At 52.3% G+C, this 18289-nt stretch carries 18 protein-coding genes and 2 tRNA genes; 6 read left to right on the top strand and 14 right to left on the bottom strand.

Going from position 1 to position 18289, the window contains the following annotated elements; genetic code table 11:
* The first annotated feature begins 161 nt into the window (after positions 1-161).
* Positions 162-494, top strand: coding sequence for a Grx4 family monothiol glutaredoxin (gene grxD, locus ABKW30_RS16005; protein ID WP_348599935.1), 333 nt, complete (start codon positions 162-164; stop codon positions 492-494).
* 281 nt (positions 495-775) lie between these two features.
* Complete coding sequence (locus tag ABKW30_RS16000) at positions 776-1981, top strand: multidrug effflux MFS transporter (RefSeq protein WP_348600417.1); 1206 nt, start codon at positions 776-778, stop codon at positions 1979-1981.
* A 233-nt stretch (positions 1982-2214) separates the two neighbouring features.
* Here the strand turns inward: ABKW30_RS16000 and ABKW30_RS15995 are convergent, their stop codons facing one another.
* The 4 genes from ABKW30_RS15995 to rpsD form a co-directional block, all read right to left on the bottom strand.
* Positions 2215-3045, bottom strand: a complete 831-nt coding sequence (locus ABKW30_RS15995; RefSeq protein ID WP_348599934.1) for an inositol monophosphatase family protein — start codon at positions 3043-3045, stop codon at positions 2215-2217.
* Complete coding sequence (gene ttcA / locus ABKW30_RS15990) at positions 3042-3899, bottom strand: tRNA 2-thiocytidine(32) synthetase TtcA (protein ID WP_348599933.1); 858 nt, start codon at positions 3897-3899, stop codon at positions 3042-3044. The genes ABKW30_RS15995 and ttcA overlap by 4 nt, the downstream gene beginning before the upstream one ends.
* Positions 3900-3956: 57 nt before the next feature.
* The gene (locus ABKW30_RS15985; protein ID WP_348599932.1) at positions 3957-4886 is read right to left on the bottom strand and encodes a glutaminase; all 930 of its coding nucleotides are present in this window, start codon (positions 4884-4886) and stop codon (positions 3957-3959) included.
* 81 nt (positions 4887-4967) lie between these two features.
* Positions 4968-5585 carry a 30S ribosomal protein S4 gene (gene rpsD, locus ABKW30_RS15980; RefSeq protein WP_008120815.1) on the bottom strand — a complete coding sequence of 206 codons (618 nt, stop codon included), beginning with the start codon at positions 5583-5585 and terminating at the stop codon, positions 4968-4970.
* A 295-nt stretch (positions 5586-5880) separates the two neighbouring features.
* On the opposite strand from rpsD, the gene ABKW30_RS15975 reads away from it, so the two are divergent.
* The gene (locus ABKW30_RS15975) at positions 5881-6879 is read left to right on the top strand and encodes an extensin family protein (protein ID WP_348599931.1); all 999 of its coding nucleotides are present in this window, start codon (positions 5881-5883) and stop codon (positions 6877-6879) included.
* Positions 6880-6895: 16 nt separating this feature from the next.
* On the opposite strand, the gene ABKW30_RS15970 is transcribed toward ABKW30_RS15975, so the two are convergent.
* Together ABKW30_RS15970 and ABKW30_RS15965 are read right to left on the bottom strand one after the other, a co-directional pair.
* A complete protein-coding gene (locus tag ABKW30_RS15970; RefSeq protein ID WP_348600416.1) occupies positions 6896-7078 on the bottom strand; it encodes a DUF3008 family protein in 183 nt (60 codons plus the stop codon).
* Between the two features lie 62 nt (positions 7079-7140).
* On the bottom strand, positions 7141-7557 hold the full coding sequence (locus tag ABKW30_RS15965) for a helix-turn-helix domain-containing protein (RefSeq protein WP_348599929.1): 417 nt from the start codon (positions 7555-7557) through the stop codon (positions 7141-7143).
* A gap of 152 nt (positions 7558-7709) precedes the next feature.
* On the opposite strand from ABKW30_RS15965, the gene ABKW30_RS15960 reads away from it, so the two are divergent.
* On the top strand, positions 7710-8354 hold the full coding sequence (locus tag ABKW30_RS15960) for an NAD(P)-dependent oxidoreductase (protein ID WP_348599928.1): 645 nt from the start codon (positions 7710-7712) through the stop codon (positions 8352-8354).
* A gap of 35 nt (positions 8355-8389) precedes the next feature.
* On the opposite strand, the gene ABKW30_RS15955 is transcribed toward ABKW30_RS15960, so the two are convergent.
* From ABKW30_RS15955 to ABKW30_RS15925, 7 genes are all read right to left on the bottom strand, one after another.
* Positions 8390-9634: a type VI secretion protein ImpB gene (locus tag ABKW30_RS15955; protein WP_348599927.1), complete on the bottom strand. Its 1245-nt coding sequence runs from the start codon at positions 9632-9634 to the stop codon at positions 8390-8392.
* A 68-nt stretch (positions 9635-9702) separates the two neighbouring features.
* Positions 9703-11493 carry a single-stranded-DNA-specific exonuclease RecJ gene (gene recJ / locus ABKW30_RS15950; RefSeq protein WP_348599926.1) on the bottom strand — a complete coding sequence of 597 codons (1791 nt, stop codon included), beginning with the start codon at positions 11491-11493 and terminating at the stop codon, positions 9703-9705.
* Between the two features lie 62 nt (positions 11494-11555).
* Entirely contained in the window at positions 11556-12545 is a 990-nt protein-coding gene (glpX, locus tag ABKW30_RS15945) for a class II fructose-bisphosphatase (RefSeq protein ID WP_115051677.1), read from the bottom strand.
* Between the two features lie 169 nt (positions 12546-12714).
* Complete coding sequence (locus ABKW30_RS15940) at positions 12715-14031, bottom strand: homoserine dehydrogenase (protein ID WP_348599925.1); 1317 nt, start codon at positions 14029-14031, stop codon at positions 12715-12717.
* 72 nt (positions 14032-14103) lie between these two features.
* Positions 14104-15321, bottom strand: a complete 1218-nt coding sequence (locus tag ABKW30_RS15935) for an LL-diaminopimelate aminotransferase (protein WP_348599924.1) — start codon at positions 15319-15321, stop codon at positions 14104-14106.
* A 184-nt stretch (positions 15322-15505) separates the two neighbouring features.
* Entirely contained in the window at positions 15506-15688 is a 183-nt protein-coding gene (locus ABKW30_RS15930) for a Flp family type IVb pilin (RefSeq protein WP_348599923.1), read from the bottom strand.
* Positions 15689-15934: 246 nt separating this feature from the next.
* Positions 15935-16708, bottom strand: a complete 774-nt coding sequence (locus tag ABKW30_RS15925) for an SDR family oxidoreductase (protein ID WP_348599922.1) — start codon at positions 16706-16708, stop codon at positions 15935-15937.
* Between the two features lie 136 nt (positions 16709-16844).
* Between ABKW30_RS15925 and ABKW30_RS15920 the strand changes: the two genes are divergently transcribed.
* Positions 16845-17750 (top strand): LysR family transcriptional regulator, encoded by a 906-nt coding sequence (locus ABKW30_RS15920; protein WP_348599921.1) that lies wholly within the window; start codon positions 16845-16847, stop codon positions 17748-17750.
* Positions 17751-17913: 163 nt separating this feature from the next.
* Here ABKW30_RS15920 and ABKW30_RS15915 read toward each other — a convergent pair.
* A tRNA-Asp gene (locus ABKW30_RS15915) sits at positions 17914-17990 on the bottom strand.
* A 190-nt stretch (positions 17991-18180) separates the two neighbouring features.
* Between ABKW30_RS15915 and ABKW30_RS15910 the strand changes: the two genes are divergently transcribed.
* Positions 18181-18256: transfer RNA gene (locus ABKW30_RS15910), tRNA-Val, on the top strand.
* Positions 18257-18289 lie beyond the last annotated feature (33 nt).

The raw sequence follows: 18289 nt of genomic DNA, 5'->3' as shown, positions 1-18289 counted from the left end.
CGCCCAAAGAGAAGAATAAAATGAAGCTGATCGTAATGATGATACGAGATGACACAATGACCAGCCTTGTTTTGCCAGAATTGAAGCGCTATTTGTTAGAAAAGATCAATTTGGACCAATGATGGCGATTCGTCGCGCTTTGGTAGGAAAGGTTTGCCGAAATGAGCGGTATCAACGAATTTATCGACAATGAAGTGAAGAGCAATGATGTTGTTCTGTTCATGAAGGGCACACCGGGCTTTCCCCAGTGCGGCTTTTCCGGTCAGGTCGTGCAGATACTCGATTATATCGGTGTTGATTATAAGGGTGTGAACATCCTTTCTTCCGATGAGCTGCGTCAGGGAATCAAGGAATATTCGAATTGGCCAACGATCCCGCAGCTTTACGTAAAAGGCGAATTCGTTGGCGGTTGTGACATTATCCGTGAAATGTTTCAGGCTGGCGAACTTCAATCTCTCTTCAGCGAAAAGGGTGTCGCCACCAAGGCCGCCTGATTACGCAATAAAATCAGTCTATTCCGCGCTTTAGCGGAATTATATTCTAAAGGCGTCGGACACTCCGACGCCTTTGTCGTTGTTTTTACGGTCCATTGAGATTCCGGACATAACGGCCGTTCCAAGTGGCTTTTCGAAAAGCGATCAATGGGCTTCAAGGCTGTTGACCGGCACGAGAGAATGCCCCTTCCCGGTTGTTATTTCCTGAACCTCAACGGACATTGTTCGCAGGTTTGAAAATGAATACGTCCACCACAAGCTCAACTCCAAACCTTGGCGGTATGACCAAGATCGAGTTTATCGCGATGATGGCAGCGCTCATGGCGCTTAACGCCCTTGCCATCGACATCATGCTGCCGGGATTGCAGGAAATCGGTGCAAGCCTCGGCGTGATTAGCGAAAACCATCGCCAATATGTGATTTCGGCCTATTTGATGGGCTTTGCCATTTCGCAGCTGTTCTACGGGCCGATTTCTGATCGTTTCGGTCGCCGCAAGCCAATGTTTGTCGGATTAACTATCTATATTTTCTCGGCGATGGCCTGTGTCTTCGTGCCAAGTTTTGCCTCACTGCTGGCATTTCGCCTGCTTCAGGGCATTGGATCAGCAGCAACACGCGTTATCACAATCTCTATTGTTCGTGACGTCTACGGCGGTCGTATGATGGCGGAAGTCATGTCTTTGATCATGATGGTTTTCATGGTGGTGCCGGTTATTGCACCGGGCACAGGCCAAGCAGTCATGCTGTTTGGCAACTGGCATCTGATCTTCATTTTCATGGCAGTTATCGCTGCCGCCGTGATGTGCTGGGTTTATATTCGCCTTCCGGAAACACTCGATCCTGCTGATGTGCGTCCATTTACGCTGAAATCAGTGACCCGCGGATTCATCATTGTTCTCACGAACCGGGTAGCACTTTGCTATACGCTCGCCAGCGCGTTCATCTTCGGTGCGCTTTTTGGGTTCATCAATTCCGCGCAGCAGATTTATGTCGGTATCTATCAACTCGGCGTGTGGTTCCCCGTGGCATTTGCAGCAGTGGCTGTCACCATGGCTTTCTCTTCGTTCGTGAACTCCCGCTTCGTCGGGCGCTTCGGCATGCGCCGCCTCTCCCACGGAGCACTGCTGGCATTTTTGACGGTCAATGGCCTCTGGCTGTTGGTGACATTGTTGGGTCCGCACCCCACGCCCTTCCTGATCTATTTGCTGTTCTTCGCAGTCGCCATGTTCCAGTTTGGCTGGATCGGCTCGAACTTCAATTCGCTTGCCATGGAGCCGCTGGGGCATGTGGCAGGTACGGCATCATCGGTTCTCGGCTTTATGGGAACCGCTGGCGGCGGTGCAATCGGGGCACTGATTGGACAGGCTTTCGATGGCACGACAACGCCATTGGTGGCAGGCTTCTTCGTACTATCATTGATCGGTCTGGTGTTCGTTCTCATTGCTGAGCGGGGACGACTGTTTCAGCCGCACAACAAGCCAGTCTAGGTATTCGATCCGAAACGAAATGTGGCGAATTTGCCTTGAAAAAGCCAGCTTTCGCCACATTTTAGAGAGCAAAATTGCTGAAGATTTGCCAAAAACCACACAAAAATTGACTGAAAGAGCCCGAAAATGTTCAGATATTTCGGGCCTTTCCCTATTTTACAGAGCCTGTTTGAGGAGGTTTTTGGTCATAGGAATTTGTTCTCAGCTGAGAACTTTTTCCCACGCCCTTTCGATCAAGCGGCTGCCCAAAGCGCGGATCGCAAGTCGTTCCAACTAGCTTTGTCCGGCGCAATCAGCAGTCCACCATCCAAATGATGAGGTTCGTAAATCGAGCCATCGAAGCGTGCAACATACCCACCTGCTTCCTGATGGATGAGTGCCCCTGCAAGATGGTCCCAAGGCATCAACTTGTTATACATGGCGAAATGCGCTCCGCCCGAGGCAATCAGCCTGTACTCATGAGCCGCACAGCGGAAACCGAATGAAGCTTTGCACTTCGCTTGATTGCGCGTGAATGTTGAGCGCAGCGGTTCCTCGACAAACTGCCATGACATTGCACCGAGCATGCTTGAGATCGGTGCTGGTGGCGCCACGCTCAACTTGCGTTTGAGGTTCGTGGCGGAACGCAGTTCAGTCCCCGCTCCTTTCACGCCGACCACCCAATCATGTCCAACCGGATCATGAATTATGCCCGCGACGGTCTCTCCATTAATCACCACCGCAAGCATTACCCCGAATAACGGTACGCCATGGGCAAAGTTATAAGTGCCGTCAACAGGGTCAAGAACGAAAGCCAGCGGCGCATCCTTGAGCTTGCCCAGCAATGAGCCATCGGTTTCGCACGCTTCTTCGCCAAGAATGAATGCATCCGGGTATCGCTGGCGCAGTTTCGCTGTAATGACCCGCTCTGCGTTGATATCTGCTTCAGTTACGAGGTCTAGCGCCGATGTTTTCTGCTTTATATCGCCCGCCCCTAGCGAGCGGAACCGTGGCATGATTTCTTCTTTGGCCACCTCAGCGAGGAGATCGCCGAGCCAATCCATGGATTGTTCATCAAATGTCATTCGCTTGCATTTCCTTTTAGAGACAGGCCTGCAAAATCAAAGATTTTGCGATCCAGCAAATGGCTTGGCCGTGTATTGGAAAGGGCGCGGATCATGATTTCCTTGCGGCCCGGCATACGTTTCTCGATGTCAGAAAGCATGGCCTTCATCATATTACGCTGAAGTCCGTCCTGACTGCCGCAAAGGTCGCAGGGTATGATCGGGAACTGCATTGTATGGGCAAATTTCTCCAGATCATCCTCGGCGCAATAGCTCAAAGGCCGCAACAGCATCAGGTCGCCATCATCGTTAAGCAGTTTCGGCGGCATGGCCGCAAGCCTGCCACCATGAAACAGGTTCATCAGGAATGTTTCAAGAATATCTTCACGGTGATGCCCCAGAACAAGGGCAGAGCATCCCTCTTCCCGTGCTACGCGGTAAAGGTGCCCACGCCGCAACCGCGAACAAAGCGAGCAATATGTCTGGTTTTCGGCTACCTTATCGGTGACAATGGAATAGGTATCCTTGTACTCGATGCGATGTTCAATTCCATGACGAGTCAGGAACTCAGGCAAGATATGCTTGGGGAAATTCGGCTGTCCCTGATCGAGATTGCAGGCGATCAGTTCAACCGGCAGCAGTCCGCGCCATTTCAGATCTAGCAGAAGCGCAAGCAAGCCATAGGAATCCTTGCCGCCTGAAAGCCCGATCAGCCAGCGCTCGCCCGGCTTGACCATAGCAAAATCTTCGAGAGCCTGCCGCGTATTGCGCAATAACCGCTTGCGCAGCTTGTTGAACTCGACATTGGATGGCACGCCGAGAAACATCGGATGACAGCCCGAAGCTTCAGCAATATCCAAATCATGAATAGTCATGGGAACACCTCATAGGCCCCTTCATTGCCTCGCAAATTCCAGCAATGCAAGGCTTTCTCACTGTCCGAAGACTGACCAGCCTGTCCGTTGTGCCAGAAGCTCCAGTGCCGCAGAGCCCAACTGTGAATTGCCATTCTCGTTCAGTCCCGGAGACCACACTGCAATGGAGGCCTTTCCCGGTGCTATCGCCAGAATTCCACCGCCAACACCGCTTTTTCCCGGAAGACCGACACGGTACGCAAAGTCGCCTGAACCATCATAATGCCCGCACATGAGCATCAGAGCGTTGATCCGGCGCGCGCGGCTTGGAGAAACCACACTGCCGCCGCTAAGCGGGTTGCGGCCTGCTGACGCTAGATATAGCCCAGCATGAGCAAGCTGGTGGCATGACATGGCCACCGCGCAGTGATGGAAATAAACCCCCAAGACATGCTCGGCAGGATGGTTGAGATTGTTGAACGATCTCATGAAATTAGCGAGTGCTACATTGCGATAACCGGTATTGGTTTCCGAACGGGCCACATTATGATCAATGGCAATCGTATCATCGTCGGCCAATTGGCGGATGAATTGTACAATCTCTGCAATTGCTTCTTTTGGAGCATGTCCGGCCAAGACCACATCCGCCACCGCAATTGCACCGGCATTAATAAATGGGTTGCGCGGTTTACCCTTCTCCTGCTCAAGCTGTACAATTGAATTAAACGCATTGCCGGATGGTTCCCGACCCACCCTTTTCCATAGCCCATCACCAATTTTGCCGAGCGCCAGAGTCAGGGTGAAAACCTTTGAAATACTCTGGATTGAGAAAGAGGTTTCGGCGTCTCCCGCAGAGTACACTTGCCCATCCACAGTCACCAAAGCTATCCCAAATTGCTTTGGATCGACCGTTGCCAGTTCGGGAATATAGTCGGCAAGTTTACCTTCGCCGATTCTGTCAGAGAGATCGCGATAAACGCTATCGACAATGGATTGTAGCTCCGTCATTCCCGCTTCCTCTTTGATCCTGCAACAAAAAAGCCGCCAGGATTGCTCCAGGCGGCTTTTTTCAACAACTTCAATACCCGATTAACGCGAGTAGAATTCGACGACCAGGTTTGGTTCCATCTGTACAGCGTATGGCACATCGGAGAAGGCCGGAACGCGGTTGTACTTGGCAACCATCTTGGTGTGATCAACTTCGATGTATTCAGGAACATCGCGCTCAGCAAGCTGTACAGCTTCCAGAACAATCACGAGCTGCTTTGACTTTTCGCGAACTTCGATCACGTCGCCAGCCTTGCAGATGTAAGACTGAATGTTGGTGCGACGGCCGTTCACGTTCACGTGGCCATGGTTGACGAACTGACGCGCTGCAAAGATCGTGGGAACGAACTTTGCGCGGTACACGATCGCATCCAGACGCGACTCGAGAAGACCGATGAGCTGTTCACCAGTATCGCCCTTGCGGCGTGATGCTTCTTCGTAGGTCTTGCGGAACTGCTTTTCCGAAATGTCGCCATAGAAGCCCTTGAGCTTCTGCTTTGCGCGCAGCTGAACACCGAAGTCGGACAGCTTGCTCTTGCGGCGCTGACCGTGCTGGCCTGGGCCATATTCACGGCGGTTTACAGGGGACTTAGGACGACCCCAGATGTTTTCGCCAAGACGGCGGTCAATTTTATACTTGGACGATTCGCGCTTGCTCATCGCATTTCCTTTCAACAAAACCAAACCAGAGTTCAACACCCTGGTTCAAGGAAACGCGCCCTCCTCTGCCTTCCGTTTTCGAAGACTGACAGAACGACCCACGCACGCTTTGCGAGATCACTCACGGGACACGTCAAATGAAACGCAGAGCTGTTAGGCCCTGCGTTGTTGTGGCTTCTAGTGTGAAGGTTGCCTGATGTCAAGCGCGGCGGATGTTTCAACGGCTCATATAAATTGAAACCGATGACCGGCTTCGCACGTTAGGGTATACGCTCAAACAGGAGTAGAGCCGATAATGACCCTATTCTCGCGTCGTTCGCGTTTCAATCTATTCGTCCTTCTATCCCTTACCGCATCTATTTCAAGTCTGGCGCTCGTGAATTCGGCGGGCGATGCGGATGCTCGTCACAGGCGTGGCCACCAAAGCAGAACAGCCAAACCCGCGTTGCCGGTTGTTCCACCCGTTCCGCTCGACAATCCTCGGGCGGCGACGGCGACGGAAGCCCCGAAACCTGAAGAAAAGCCAGTTGAAGAGATACAGAAGGCTGATCCTAAGGAAACGCCTGTGCCTGATCAGAAACCAGTTACGGAGCCCGTACCTGAAGCCAAACCTGCTGAAAAGCTAGTCGAATTGCCGAAGGCCGAGCAGCAGGGGCCAAAACCTGAGGACGCGATAAGTGACGAAAGACCTGAGCACGATCAGACGCCCGAAAAGACTGATCCTGCCACGTCACCGGACCGGGTTTATCAGAATGCCTGTCCGGCAATCATGAATGGCGAAGTGCAAGGCGAGTTGGTGCCACCTCTTTCGGAAGGGACATGCGGGGAGCGTTCACCGCTGAAAATCACAGCCATCGGCAAGGACAATCCGGTGAAGTTCGCTGCGCCGATCATAACCAATTGCGCTATGGCGGGATCGCTTGCCAACTGGGTTGTCGAGATTCAAAAAGAAGCTCAGAAGAATTTCGGCGCCGAGATTGAGAGCATAGCGACCGGCTCTGACTATCAGTGTCGGAAGGTCAACAATGGTCGTAAAGGGCGCGTTTCGGAGCATGCATTTGCCAATGCTTTGGACATCATGTCTTTCAAGTTCAAGAACGGAAAAACCACAGAGCTGGGATCAGGCTGGAAAGGTAAACCGGAAGAGCAAGCATTCTGGTTGTCGTTGCACAAGGCAAGCTGCGAGCGGTTTATGACCGTCATAGGGCCAGACGGAGACGCCGCACATCAGGGTAATCTCCATCTTGACCTGGGATGTCATGGCAAAAGCTGTGAGGCGCGAATCTGTCAGTAACAGTGCGCGCCGATAGTCAGGTCTTTTTCTTTGGCAAGTTCTTGTGATCGGTTTCCGCAAACTCTTCAAGTTGCTTCTCATTCATCGATTCGTACATGCTCTTCGACGCACCCTTGAGTTCGCTTTTTTTGGTGTCTCCACGTTTTGCGGAAAGTGCTGCACCTGCAGCTTTTTGTTGGGCTTGAGACTTTGCCGGCATTGTCATTTCTCCCTTCCATGTTATTGGAATTGGAGAAACGCAAGGCGGTGGGGAGGGTTCCCTTATTCTGTCTTTGCTGCATCGAAGGCAGCCCGGGCGGCGCGCAGGTGATTGCGGTTTGCCACAGCCCACTCACCCAGCGCGCCAACTGGCACTGCAATGGAATGGCCCATGTCAGTAAGTGCATAAGTTACTTCGGGGGGCGATGTCGGCTTGACAGTGCGCAGTACAAGGCCATCGCGTTCGAGCGAGCGAAGAGTGACCGTCAGCATGCGCTGAGAAATGCCTTCGATCATACGCCGCAGTACATTAAACCGACGAGGACCAGATTGCAGATTGATGATCGTCAGCATGCTCCACGAATCACCGACCCGATCCAATACTTCACGCATCGGGCAGAGACCACCATCCTCAGCCTTCATTGCTGGCATTGATTCGAGCAATGGCACGTTACTGCGCGTGTTTGTGTGTATACTCATTTCTACCATCCATACATTAAACACCAACCCTAAGGCGGTTACCTCGGTGTGCCCTGAAACGGAAAAAGTGCGTTCTTTTCAGCTCAATCCATCTATCATAGATAGTTATTGTTAGTAACCAGAAAACGATGCGTACCCGCATCAAGGAGCATATGATGAAAATTGCATTGATCGGTGCCACCGGTTTTGTTGGCAAGGAAATTCTGAAAGAAGCCGTTGCACGCGGGGATAGCGTTACCGCTTTGGCACGCAATTCGGCAAAGGTAGAGAAACTGAGCGGCGTTACTGCGGTAGACGCAGATGCTTTGGACACCAAGGCGCTGGCAGAAAAACTCAAAGGCCATGATGTTGTGATCTCTGCCTATAATCCGGGTTGGACAGATCCAAACATTCAGGCGGTTCATATCAAGGCCAGCAAATCGATCACCGAAGCCACCAAATCTGCTGGCGTGAAGCGATTGATTGTTATCGGTGGCGCAGGAAGCCTTTATGCGGAAGATGGAACTCAGTTCGTGGACGGCGCGCACTTTCCAGCAGAATATAAGGAAGGCGCTCTTGGCGCTCGCCAAGCGCTAAATGATCTTCGCACCGAGACAAATCTCGATTGGAGCTTCGTTTCTCCTCCGTTCAATCTGGCACCCGGCCCGCGCACCGGCAAATATCGTCTCGGCAAGGACAATCCAGTTTTCGACGCCGAGGGCAAGAGTGCAATCAGTGCAAGCGATCTCGCAGTTGCGATTGTCGATGAAGCACACAATCCAAAGCACAAACAGCAGCGCTTTACAGCAGCATATTGAATTCTTGGCTGCCCTGATCACAACAGTTGGGGCAGCTAAAAATCTTCCGGTTCAGGAATGCGCCCGAAAGCGATTTTTGAGCCAATGTAATCACCGGGACCTTGAGCAGAACCCAGATTAAGAGCTTTCGATCCGTGACGGCTGCGAATCTTGTCAATCAGATCAGAGACGCTTTCCCATTGCTCGCGGTGCTTAACGCTCTCGCCTGTATCAAACAAATCTTTTGCACCCTCTTCTTCTGCGAAAAGATCGTGCAAAACCACTGTAACCGAACTTATGTTTCGCATTTTGCCTGCCTCAACCATTTTCTGGTGGAGTTTGTTGAGGCAATCCAGAAAACTGCGATCATCACGCGCCGGTCGAAACTGGCCTTCCATCGTCACACGGCTGTCTCTTCGAACGCCTACAGTGTAGCTCATTGCCCCTGCACGATAATGCGAGCGGCGGAGGCGCCGTGCGGCGCTCAAGGTCAATAATCTTGCACATTGCAGCACCTTTTCCGGAGTTCTCCAATCTGGAGGCAGATTTCGGCCATGACCGTACATACGCTTTACAGTGTCCGGCTTCTCGACAGCATAACCATGCAAAGCAGAAACGAGCCGCTCACCCTCAACACTGTTCCAAATAGCGCGGGCATGTTTAGGCGCAAGACTCCACAAACCTTGGATGTTTGTGACTCCAGCTTGCTCCAGCCGGCTCTCCATGCCCTTGGAAATGCCCGGCAGATCGCGCAGTTTCAGATCGAATAACCGTCCCGGCAGGTCGGAGTGATCAAGCATTACAAAGCCATCAGGCTTGTCCATTTCTGCAGCAACCTTTGCCAGAAGTTCGTTGAAGGAAATGCCAATCGAGCATGTCAGGATCGGGCCGATATCATCGTGCAATATACGCTTGATCCGCGCCGCCAGCGTCTGTGCCTGGCGCGCCTCGGACTCCAGCAGATGACAGGCTACCTCATCTATGGATCGAACAGCCGCTATTGGGACGCATCGCTCAATTGTTTCCAGAATACGATTGTGAAGCTTCACATAGACATCCGGCCTGGCGGCAATAAACACGATATCCGGGCACTTCTCCCGCGCCTCACGTACTGAAGTTCCCGTTTTGATGCCATAGGGCTTTGCCTGACGACTGGCGGCAATGACGCTCGTATGCGGTGAGTCCAGTGGGACGACAGCGACTGGTCGCCCCTGCAGTGCAGGATTAAGCTGCTGCTCGGCGCTTGCGAAAAAGCTGTCAAAATCCAGATAGAGCTTTTCTGTATGTGTCGGCTTTCGCATTCTGATGTTCTCGATTTAGAACAAAAGAAGAACACACAAGTTGCAAAAAGGCAAGTGAGTGGTTTAGTTCAGATGGCTTTTGCCGCATCAAGAATGCGAAATTGCGTCGTCGTTGAGCCGTTCCAATGGTTGAGAGCAAGATTGCCTGCAACGTGCATGGATTGCCCCAATTGATTAAACAGGAAGTCACCTAGAGGACCTCCCACAGCACGAAAAGCGATCGCATTAATCCGCTTGCCATCAGCACCAGCCAGCGTGACCTTGACGTGGCTGGTACCCACTGATCGCGCGTCAACCAATCTGTGATGAGGAAGAACCAGCACCGGTTGCGGATGCCCTGAACCGAACGGCCCGGCTTTTTCCATCGTTTCGTATAGCGGAACCGTGGCACCCGCAGCACTCAACGCTCCGTCAATGGCAAGTGACGCATTCTCCCGCAACTGTCCTACCATCTCTGTGGCCTGCTCTTCGAAGAATGCTCGCAAAGCGCCCATCTTTTCGCGCTCGACGGTTATTCCGGCCGCCATGGCGTGTCCCCCGCCTTTAACCAACAGGCCCTTTTCCACGGCGGCCCGAACAAGCTTTCCAAGATCAAAACCATTGATCGAGCGACCCGAGCCACTACCAGTGCCATTTGCATTGAAAGCGATTGCGAAAGCAGGGCGACGCGCGCGCTCCTTCAGTCGTGCAGCTATCAATCCAACTATTCCGGGGTGCCAGTCCTCATTGGCAGTAACAAGCACTGCTGGACCAGATCCTGAGGAAAGCTCGACCATTGCCTCCGCCTCGGCCTGTTCGAGCATGATGGTTTCCATTGCCTGACGCTCTTGATTGAGCCGATCGAGTTCTTCGGCAATTCGAGCCGCTTCATCAGGATCATCCAGCGTTAGAAGCCGGGCACCCAATCCAGCATCGCCAATTCGACCACCCGCGTTGATACGTGGGCCGATAAGATAGGCAAAATGGAATGCGTTCAGAGGTTCGCCAATTCGCGAGACGCGAGCTAGTGCTGCAAGGCCAGCGTTCTGCTGAGTTCGAGCTACAAGCGCTCCCTTTACGACGAAGGCCCTGTTTAGCTCTTTTAGCGGTACGACATCGCAGACCGTCGCCAACGCTACCAGATCGAGCAAGGAAAGCAGGTCTGGCGGGCGGACATCGAGTTTTGATTGACCCTCGCGTAATACCCTCGATATTTGCACCAACGTCAAAAACACCACGCCTGCGGCACAAAGGTGTCCTTGACCGGACAAATCATCTTCACGGTTGGGATTGACAACAGCATGCGCTGCCGCGGGCAAAACCCCGCCCACCTGATGATGGTCCAATACGACGACATCTGCGCCGGCCACCTTGGCAGCATCAATTGCCGCTGCGCTATTCGTTCCGCAATCCACAGTAACAATAAGCGAGGCTTCTTTTGCCAGTTCCTGCATTGCGGCAGGGTTGGGCCCATAGCCTTCAAAAATCCGGTCTGGAATGTAAATCCGGTTGGCAATGCCGTAATGGGTCAGAAAACGCGAAAGAATTGCAGACGAACAAGCACCGTCAACATCATAATCGCCGAAAATCGCAACTGTTTCCCGAGAGGTAATTGCATCGGCAATGCGGGCCGCTGCCTTTTCCATGTCCGTCAAGGATGCTGGGTCTGGCATCAGGCTCTTGAGCGTCGGCTCCATAAAGGCCGCAGCTTCATCCAGACCGACGCCCCGGCCTGCCAATACACGCGTCACGATATCCGGAAAGCCATGATTTTGTGCCATGGCCAGCGCGATATTCGCCTCACGCTGACCGAGCCGGTCGACCCATTTGAGACCGGTAGCCGATTGTCCAACGCCGAGGAAAAGCCGTTCAGATGTCATCTGAGCGTTCAATCACCCGGCGCGATGGAAAGCAATGGCCTGAAAGGCTAATCCAGTACCTATTACTGGAACTTGCTCATATCCTGATGCTTGGCCTTGATTTCGCGAACTGTCTGCGAATGCGAACGCATGACCACCGTGTGAGTCTGGATGTAGTCGCGCGCAAATTTGACACCGGAGAGCATATTGCCGTCGGTCACACCAGTGGCAGCAAACAGTACGTCGCCCTTTGCCATTTCTTCCATTGTGTAGATTTTCTTGGGATCACTGATGCCCATCTTGGCTGCACGGGCAATCTTGTCATCACTGTTAAGCTGGAGACGGCCCTGCATCTGTCCACCAATACAACGAAGCGCCGCGGCAGCCAGAACGCCTTCAGGTGCGCCGCCAATGCCGATATAGATATCGATGCCCGTTTCATCCGGATCGGTCGTATGGATAACGCCTGCAACGTCGCCATCGCCGATTAGACGAATGGATGCGCCAGTCGCGCGGACTTCCTCAATAAGACGCGCATGGCGTGGGCGGTCCATGATGCAGGCAGTGATTTCGCTGACAGGCACGCCCTTTGCTTTGGCAACAGCCATGATGTTTTCAATCGCTGGCGCATCCAGATTGATGATACCAGCCGGGTAGCCCGGTCCAACAGCAATTTTTTCCATGTAAACATCGGGGGCATAAAGCAAATTGCCCTTTTCGGCGATTGCAATAACAGCTAGCGAATTCGGAAGATTCTTAGCGCAGATTGTGGTGCCTTCCAGCGGATCAAGCGCAATATCAACTTCAGGACCGCTACGTGTTCCAACTTCTTCACCAATATACAGCATTGGAGCTTCGTCGCGCTCGCCCTCACCGATCACAACGGTTCCGGCGATCGGCAAGCGATTGAGTTCCTGACGCATTGCGTCAACTGCAGCCTGATCGGCGGCCATTTCATCACCTCGTCCACGTAGACGGGCGGCGGCAACGGCTGCGCGCTCGGTCACACGAACCAGCTCAAGGGTCAAAATACGGTCAAGGCCTACGTCAGTCTGGTCAGAAGTTTTCGGCATAGTTTTTCCTGCTTTTGTGGAGAGGGCCGCATTTCAAGATCAGCAATGCGGCTTTAGTAGCATCGCTATGCAAATCTTTTGTCAAAGTCGCAACCACGCGGCAAGGGCTTGAACCGAAGAAAAGCCACTTGCCGAAAAAGCTAATCGATTAAACGCACTATGCCGGTTTTCAACCTGCCCGTTCGATCCGAATCATCTGGGGTTTGTCGGTCGCATGACCGTCCTTGACGATACCGTCTAAGGCTTTTTTGACTGCAGCTTCCGTCGTTTCGTGCGTTACGAGGATAACAGTCTTTGTCGCCTCAGCCTGGCTGTTGGCGCTCTGCCGCTGCACAATAGATTCAAGCGAAATATCATTGTCAGCCATGCGTTTCGCAATAGCCGCAAACACGCCTGCCCTATCGTGAACTGTCAGGCGGATAAAATAGCCACCCTCATGGGCACGCATTTTAGCTCGCTTGTAAGGTGCCAAAGATTTGGCAGGCGTGCCGAAAACCGGGCCATGCTGAAATCCGGGGCGGCTCTTTGCAATATCGGCCAGATCGCCAATAACAGCGGATGCAGTCGCTGCTCCGCCTGCCCCAGGGCCGGATAGTAGCAATTCACCTAGAAGATCGGTTTCAATGGCGACGGCGTTGGTAACGCCATGCACCTGCGCGATAACCGATTCAACAGGTACCATCGTTGGATGTACGCGCTGTTCAATGCCGCTTTCCGTCTTCAGTGCAACCCCGAGCAACTTGATACGATAGCCAAGTTCATCGGCAGCCTTGATATCGGCCAGCGAAATATTGCTGATGCCTTCAAGATAGATATCGTCAGCAGCAATCTGCGTGCCAAATGCGAGACTGGTAAGTATCGCCAGCTTGTGAGCGGTATCATTGCCTTCGATATCGAAGGTCGGATCAGCTTCGGCATAGCCGAGACGCTGTGCATCAGCGAGGCAATCTTCGAAGGAAATACCCTCATCCCACATCCTTGTCAGGATATAATTGCACGTACCGTTCATGATACCGTAAACACGCGATACCGTATTGCCAGTCAAGGATTCACGAAGCGCTTTAATGACAGGGATACCGCCTGCCACCGCCGCTTCAAAGTTCAACAACACGCCTTTTTCTTCAGCAATCTTTGCGAGATAGACGCCGTGCTTTGCCAAGAGAGCTTTATTCGCAGTGACGACATGGCGTCCGGATTTGAGTGCGGCTTCAACAGCAGCTCGCGCAGGTCCCTCATCGCCGCCGATTAACTCGATAAAAACATCGATCTCGTTTGACTTGGCCAGTTCAACCGGATCATCAAACCAAGTTGCCGATGAGAAATCCACACCGCGGTCACGCTTGGCATCGCGCGCCGATACTGCCGTGACAACCATCTGCTTTCCGCACTGACGGGTGAGCATTTCACCCTTGTCCCGCAAAATTTTCAGGACCGAGGCACCAACAGTACCCAATCCGGCGATTCCTACGCGCAGCGCTTCACTCATTGTTCACTTCCTTGGATTTTCATTGATGCGGCGCCAGACAGCGCCGCGAATTCCGCTTTGATCTACGTCTGTTTAACGACGAGCATTCAACGGAATAACGTTGTGCAGCTTTTCATCAGCGGTACTGAGGAAACGCTTCAGGCTGCGGGCCGCCTGACGAATACGATGTTCGTTCTCGACCAAAGCGATACGAATGTAATCGTCACCATGCTCACCAAAACCAATACCGGGTGCAACTGCCACATCCGCATGCTCAATTAAAAGCTTGGAAAACTCCAATGAGCCGAGGCTGCGGAACTTCTCAGGTATCGGTGCCCAGGCAAACATCGTAGCGGCTGGAGCAGGAATATCCCAACCAGCACGCCCAAAACTTTCCACAAGCACATCGCGGCGATGCTTATAAATAGCGCGGACCTCTGCGATATCCGATCCGTCACCATTCAGGGCTGCAGATGCTGCCACCTGAATCGGTGTGAACGCACCGTAATCGAGATAGGACTTGACCCGTGTGAGGGCTGAAATCAGGCGCTCATTGCCGACAGCAAAGCCCATACGCCAACCAGGCATCGAAAATGTCTTCGACATTGAGGTAAACTCAACTGCAACATCGATTGCCCCGGGGACCTGTAGAACAGACGGCGGCGGTGCCCCGTCAAAGTAAATTTCCGAGTACGCCAGATCCGAAAGAATGATGATTTCATTCTTTCGGGCAAAAGCCACGACATCCTTGTAGAAATCGAGCGAAGCAACGTGAGCAGTAGGATTGGACGGATAGTTCAGGATCAATGCCAACGGCTTTGGAATTGAGTGCCGAATTCCGCGCTCCAGAGCTGGAATGAAATGATCGTCGGGCTTGGCGGGAATCGAGCGGATAACACCGCCCGACATGATGAAGCCAAAAGCATGGATCGGATAAGTGGGATCAGGACAAAGAACGACATCACCCGGCGCAGTAATCGCCTGCGCCATATTGGCGAAGCCTTCTTTGGAACCGAGCGTAGCTACAACCTGCGTATCCGGATTAAGCTTTACTCCAAAACGACGCTCATAATAAGCCGCCTGCGCGCGGCGCAGGCCGGGAATACCTTTCGAAGAGGAGTAGCGATGCGTTCGCGGGTCTTGTACCGCCTCACAAAGCTTGTCGACAACACTTTGCGGGGTTGGAAGATCCGGGTTGCCCATGCCGAGATCAATAATATCCGCACCCGCGGCTCGCGCGCTGGCCTTCAGGCGATTAACCTGTTCAAAAACATAAGGCGGGAGGCGGCGAACTTTATGAAATTCTTCCATATTTTTGGGTCCGGTTAAAAAGGCTGCAATGCGCGTGCGCTATACACCGAAACGGACCTATGGTCGAGAGTTCATTGTGATGAGTTAATCGTTCACTCCAACAATGAAAAACCAGACCGTCGGGAAACGGTCTGGTTTCTGATGCCAGGACTATAGAATAATCATGGTTGTCTTTTAATTCTTATTATGGGGCAGCAGCGCCTGGAACCAACTTCTCAGAAACCTTGCCGAAGGTAGCAGCAATATTTCCGCCCAATGTTGTTGCTGCAGTGATGATGGCAACGGAGATAAGAGCTGCGATCAGGCCGTATTCGATTGCAGTCGCGCCGGATTCGTCTTTGAGGAAACGTGTGAAAAGAGTTGTCATTTGCCTGTCCTGTTTGTCTCGTTTTTAATTTGCTGGTTTCGTTGAACCGTCGTGAACATAGATCGACAGGAATTGAGCGGTCCTTAAGGGAAATGGTTACCGAAAACTATCTGATTTTGTTGATTAATCGGCCTTTACCGAGCATGATTAAATCTAATTAAAAATCGAAATGAACCAAGCGTGAAGGCAGTTAGAATGCTCCGGCATCATCCTTACGCCGGAGCTAATAGTAAAATAGAGAGCGCTTTACTTGGTTGTGTAGCCACCATTCACGAGAATGGTCTGGCCGGTCATCCACCAGCCTTCCGAAACCATGAAGCGAATATAGGGTACGATATCCTCGATGTCGGTCAGCCCGGTCTTTGAGAAGTTTGAAAGCGATGCGGCTGTCTTGTGATAAGCGACAGCATCGTCACCTTCGGCAGGATAGAAGAATGGCGTGTCCATCGGGCCTGGACCAATCGCTGTCACCGAGATGCCTCGTTCACCAAATTCCTTCGAAGCGGCACGCGTGAAATGTTCGACTGGCGCTTTCGTGCCGGCATAGGCCGCGTAAAATGGTGTGAAAGCTCCCAACAGCGAAGTAACAAGAGTGCAAATCTTTCCGTTGTCATTGAGATTTTTTCCAGCTTCCTTGAGGAAGAAGAAAGCAGTTTTCGCATTAACTGCACTCATCTCGTCGTATTCAGTTTCTGAAATCTCTGCGATGGGCTTCTTCAACACCTTCCCTACAGTGTTGATGGCAATATCCGGGCGACCAATGGCAGCTACCACGTCGCCAAAGAGCTTTTCCATGGCACCAGCAGTGGTCAAGTCTGCCTGAAGCGCCACTCCATTCGCGCCAGCATTTTTAATTGCGGCTACCGTTGCCTCTGCTTCAGCCTTGGTTGCCACACTATTATAGTGAACAGCAATCGATTTGGCCCCATGCGCCGCCAGATCGCGCGCAATCAATCCACCAAGGTTCTTTGCGCCACCAGCGATAATGACCGTTTTTCCTTTAATACCGTGATCGGGCATACAATCAGTCTCCTTTAATACGACCTGCATTTTGCAGCCGCTTTCAAGGATCAAAGATATCGGCTAGATTTTCCGGATAAAGCCTAAGATTTTAACATCACCTGTCAGATTTTCTGCACAATGGAGACACCAGCATTTGGATCGTATCGACCTTTTCCGTATCTTCTCTCGAGTTGTCGAGTGCTCCAGTTTTACTCGAGCAGCGGACACGCTCGGTGTTCCACGCTCCTCGGTTTCCGCCGCAGTTCTGGAGCTGGAAGGGCGAGTCGGGGCTCGCCTGCTACACCGCACTACCCGCAAGGTGTCACCCACTCAGGATGGCATTGTGTTCTATGATCGTTGCCAACGGCTCATTTCCGACATGGAGGATGCCGAGAACCTCTTTAAACAAACGGCGGCCCAGCCTTCCGGCAAACTTAGAATTGACGTTCCCGGCCGGATAGGGAGATTGATCATTGCCCCGGCGCTGCCAGACTTTCTTGATCGCTATCCACAAATTCACATTGATCTTGGCGTTACAGATCGTGCGGTCAATCTCGTGGAAGACAATATCGACTGCGTGCTGCGTGTCGGACCACTTTCCGACTCGGGGTTGATTGCAAGGACGATCGGGTCACTAAGCCTTATCAATGTTGCCGCCCCCGAATATCTGAAGCGCTATGGCATTCCCGAATTCCCAACCGATCTGAATTCACACTGGGCAGTGAACTACGCATCACCGTCTACCGGGCGCACGACGGAATGGGAATGGATTGAGAATAATGAAAAATTCGTGTTGGAAATAGACAGCCGCGTTACCGTCAACAGCGCTGAAGCTTATATAGCCTGCTGCCTTGCAGGTCTCGGCCTCATTCAAATACCTGCCTATGATGTCCAAGCCCATATAGATGCTGGTGATCTCATGGAAGTTTTGCCTGGATATCGTGCCGCTCCCATGCCCATGACCTTGCTTTACCCTCATCGCCAACACCTTTCCCGGCGATTGCAGGTTTTTGCCAATTGGCTTGAGGACCTTTTAAAGCACGAACTGCTGGCTGTTTAGCTGCCAATTTTTGCATTATTTGCCGGAGACAACGGGCGATATCAGCAACATTCCATTCACTGGAGGCTCTTGTGCTGCGGGGTCATGAGATCAAAAAAGAAAGCTGCGGGGCTCGCCACTTTTCCGGTAGTCAAACAAGATATTGATTTGTCTAGGGGAAAAGTGGCGCGAGTGACGGGGCTCGAACCCGCGACCTCCGGCGTGACAGGCCGGCACTCTAACCAACTGAGCTACACCCGCGCACTTTCGTACCGAACAATTTGTCCGGCGTGAGCGGTCGTTTAAGGGGTTCGCGGGGGAGTGTCAAGCGCAAGTAGCCATGAAAAATGCGATTGTGAAAAACTCTTCAAACAATTCATAAAAGTGCTACATCCCCTCTTGCCAATATCGTTCGAAACGCCTAAACGCTCCGGAACGCACCCTTTGCGAAGGGCGATTAGCTCAGTTGGTAGAGCGCTTCGTTTACACCGAAGATGTCGGGAGTTCGAGTCTCTCATCGCCCACCATTCCCTTTCCGTTATGTATAAATGCTACAAAAT

This window comes from Phyllobacterium sp. SB3 (assembly GCF_040009165.1).
Taxonomy (GTDB): Bacteria; Pseudomonadota; Alphaproteobacteria; order Rhizobiales; family Rhizobiaceae; genus Phyllobacterium.
Note: the sequence above shows the minus strand (reverse complement) of the source record. Positions and strands in the feature narration are given on the sequence as shown.

What these genes read in the sequence shown, in the direction of transcription:
- grxD (WP_348599935.1), top strand. Translation starts at nt 162, where the DNA reads ATGAGCGGTATCAACGAATTTATCGACAATGAAGTGAAGAGCAATGAT.
- ABKW30_RS16000 (WP_348600417.1), top strand. Translation starts at nt 776, where the DNA reads ATGACCAAGATCGAGTTTATCGCGATGATGGCAGCGCTCATGGCGCTT.
- ABKW30_RS15995 (WP_348599934.1), bottom strand. Translation starts at nt 3,045, where the DNA reads ATGACATTTGATGAACAATCCATGGATTGGCTCGGCGATCTCCTCGCT.
- ttcA (WP_348599933.1), bottom strand. Translation starts at nt 3,899, where the DNA reads ATGACTATTCATGATTTGGATATTGCTGAAGCTTCGGGCTGTCATCCG.
- ABKW30_RS15985 (WP_348599932.1), bottom strand. Translation starts at nt 4,886, where the DNA reads ATGACGGAGCTACAATCCATTGTCGATAGCGTTTATCGCGATCTCTCT.
- rpsD (WP_008120815.1), bottom strand. Translation starts at nt 5,585, where the DNA reads ATGAGCAAGCGCGAATCGTCCAAGTATAAAATTGACCGCCGTCTTGGC.
- ABKW30_RS15975 (WP_348599931.1), top strand. Translation starts at nt 5,881, where the DNA reads ATGACCCTATTCTCGCGTCGTTCGCGTTTCAATCTATTCGTCCTTCTA.
- ABKW30_RS15970 (WP_348600416.1), bottom strand. Translation starts at nt 7,078, where the DNA reads ATGCCGGCAAAGTCTCAAGCCCAACAAAAAGCTGCAGGTGCAGCACTT.
- ABKW30_RS15965 (WP_348599929.1), bottom strand. Translation starts at nt 7,557, where the DNA reads ATGAGTATACACACAAACACGCGCAGTAACGTGCCATTGCTCGAATCA.
- ABKW30_RS15960 (WP_348599928.1), top strand. Translation starts at nt 7,710, where the DNA reads ATGATGAAAATTGCATTGATCGGTGCCACCGGTTTTGTTGGCAAGGAA.
- ABKW30_RS15955 (WP_348599927.1), bottom strand. Translation starts at nt 9,634, where the DNA reads ATGCGAAAGCCGACACATACAGAAAAGCTCTATCTGGATTTTGACAGC.
- recJ (WP_348599926.1), bottom strand. Translation starts at nt 11,493, where the DNA reads ATGACATCTGAACGGCTTTTCCTCGGCGTTGGACAATCGGCTACCGGT.
- glpX (WP_115051677.1), bottom strand. Translation starts at nt 12,545, where the DNA reads ATGCCGAAAACTTCTGACCAGACTGACGTAGGCCTTGACCGTATTTTG.
- ABKW30_RS15940 (WP_348599925.1), bottom strand. Translation starts at nt 14,031, where the DNA reads ATGAGTGAAGCGCTGCGCGTAGGAATCGCCGGATTGGGTACTGTTGGT.
- ABKW30_RS15935 (WP_348599924.1), bottom strand. Translation starts at nt 15,321, where the DNA reads ATGGAAGAATTTCATAAAGTTCGCCGCCTCCCGCCTTATGTTTTTGAA.
- ABKW30_RS15930 (WP_348599923.1), bottom strand. Translation starts at nt 15,688, where the DNA reads ATGACAACTCTTTTCACACGTTTCCTCAAAGACGAATCCGGCGCGACT.
- ABKW30_RS15925 (WP_348599922.1), bottom strand. Translation starts at nt 16,708, where the DNA reads ATGCCCGATCACGGTATTAAAGGAAAAACGGTCATTATCGCTGGTGGC.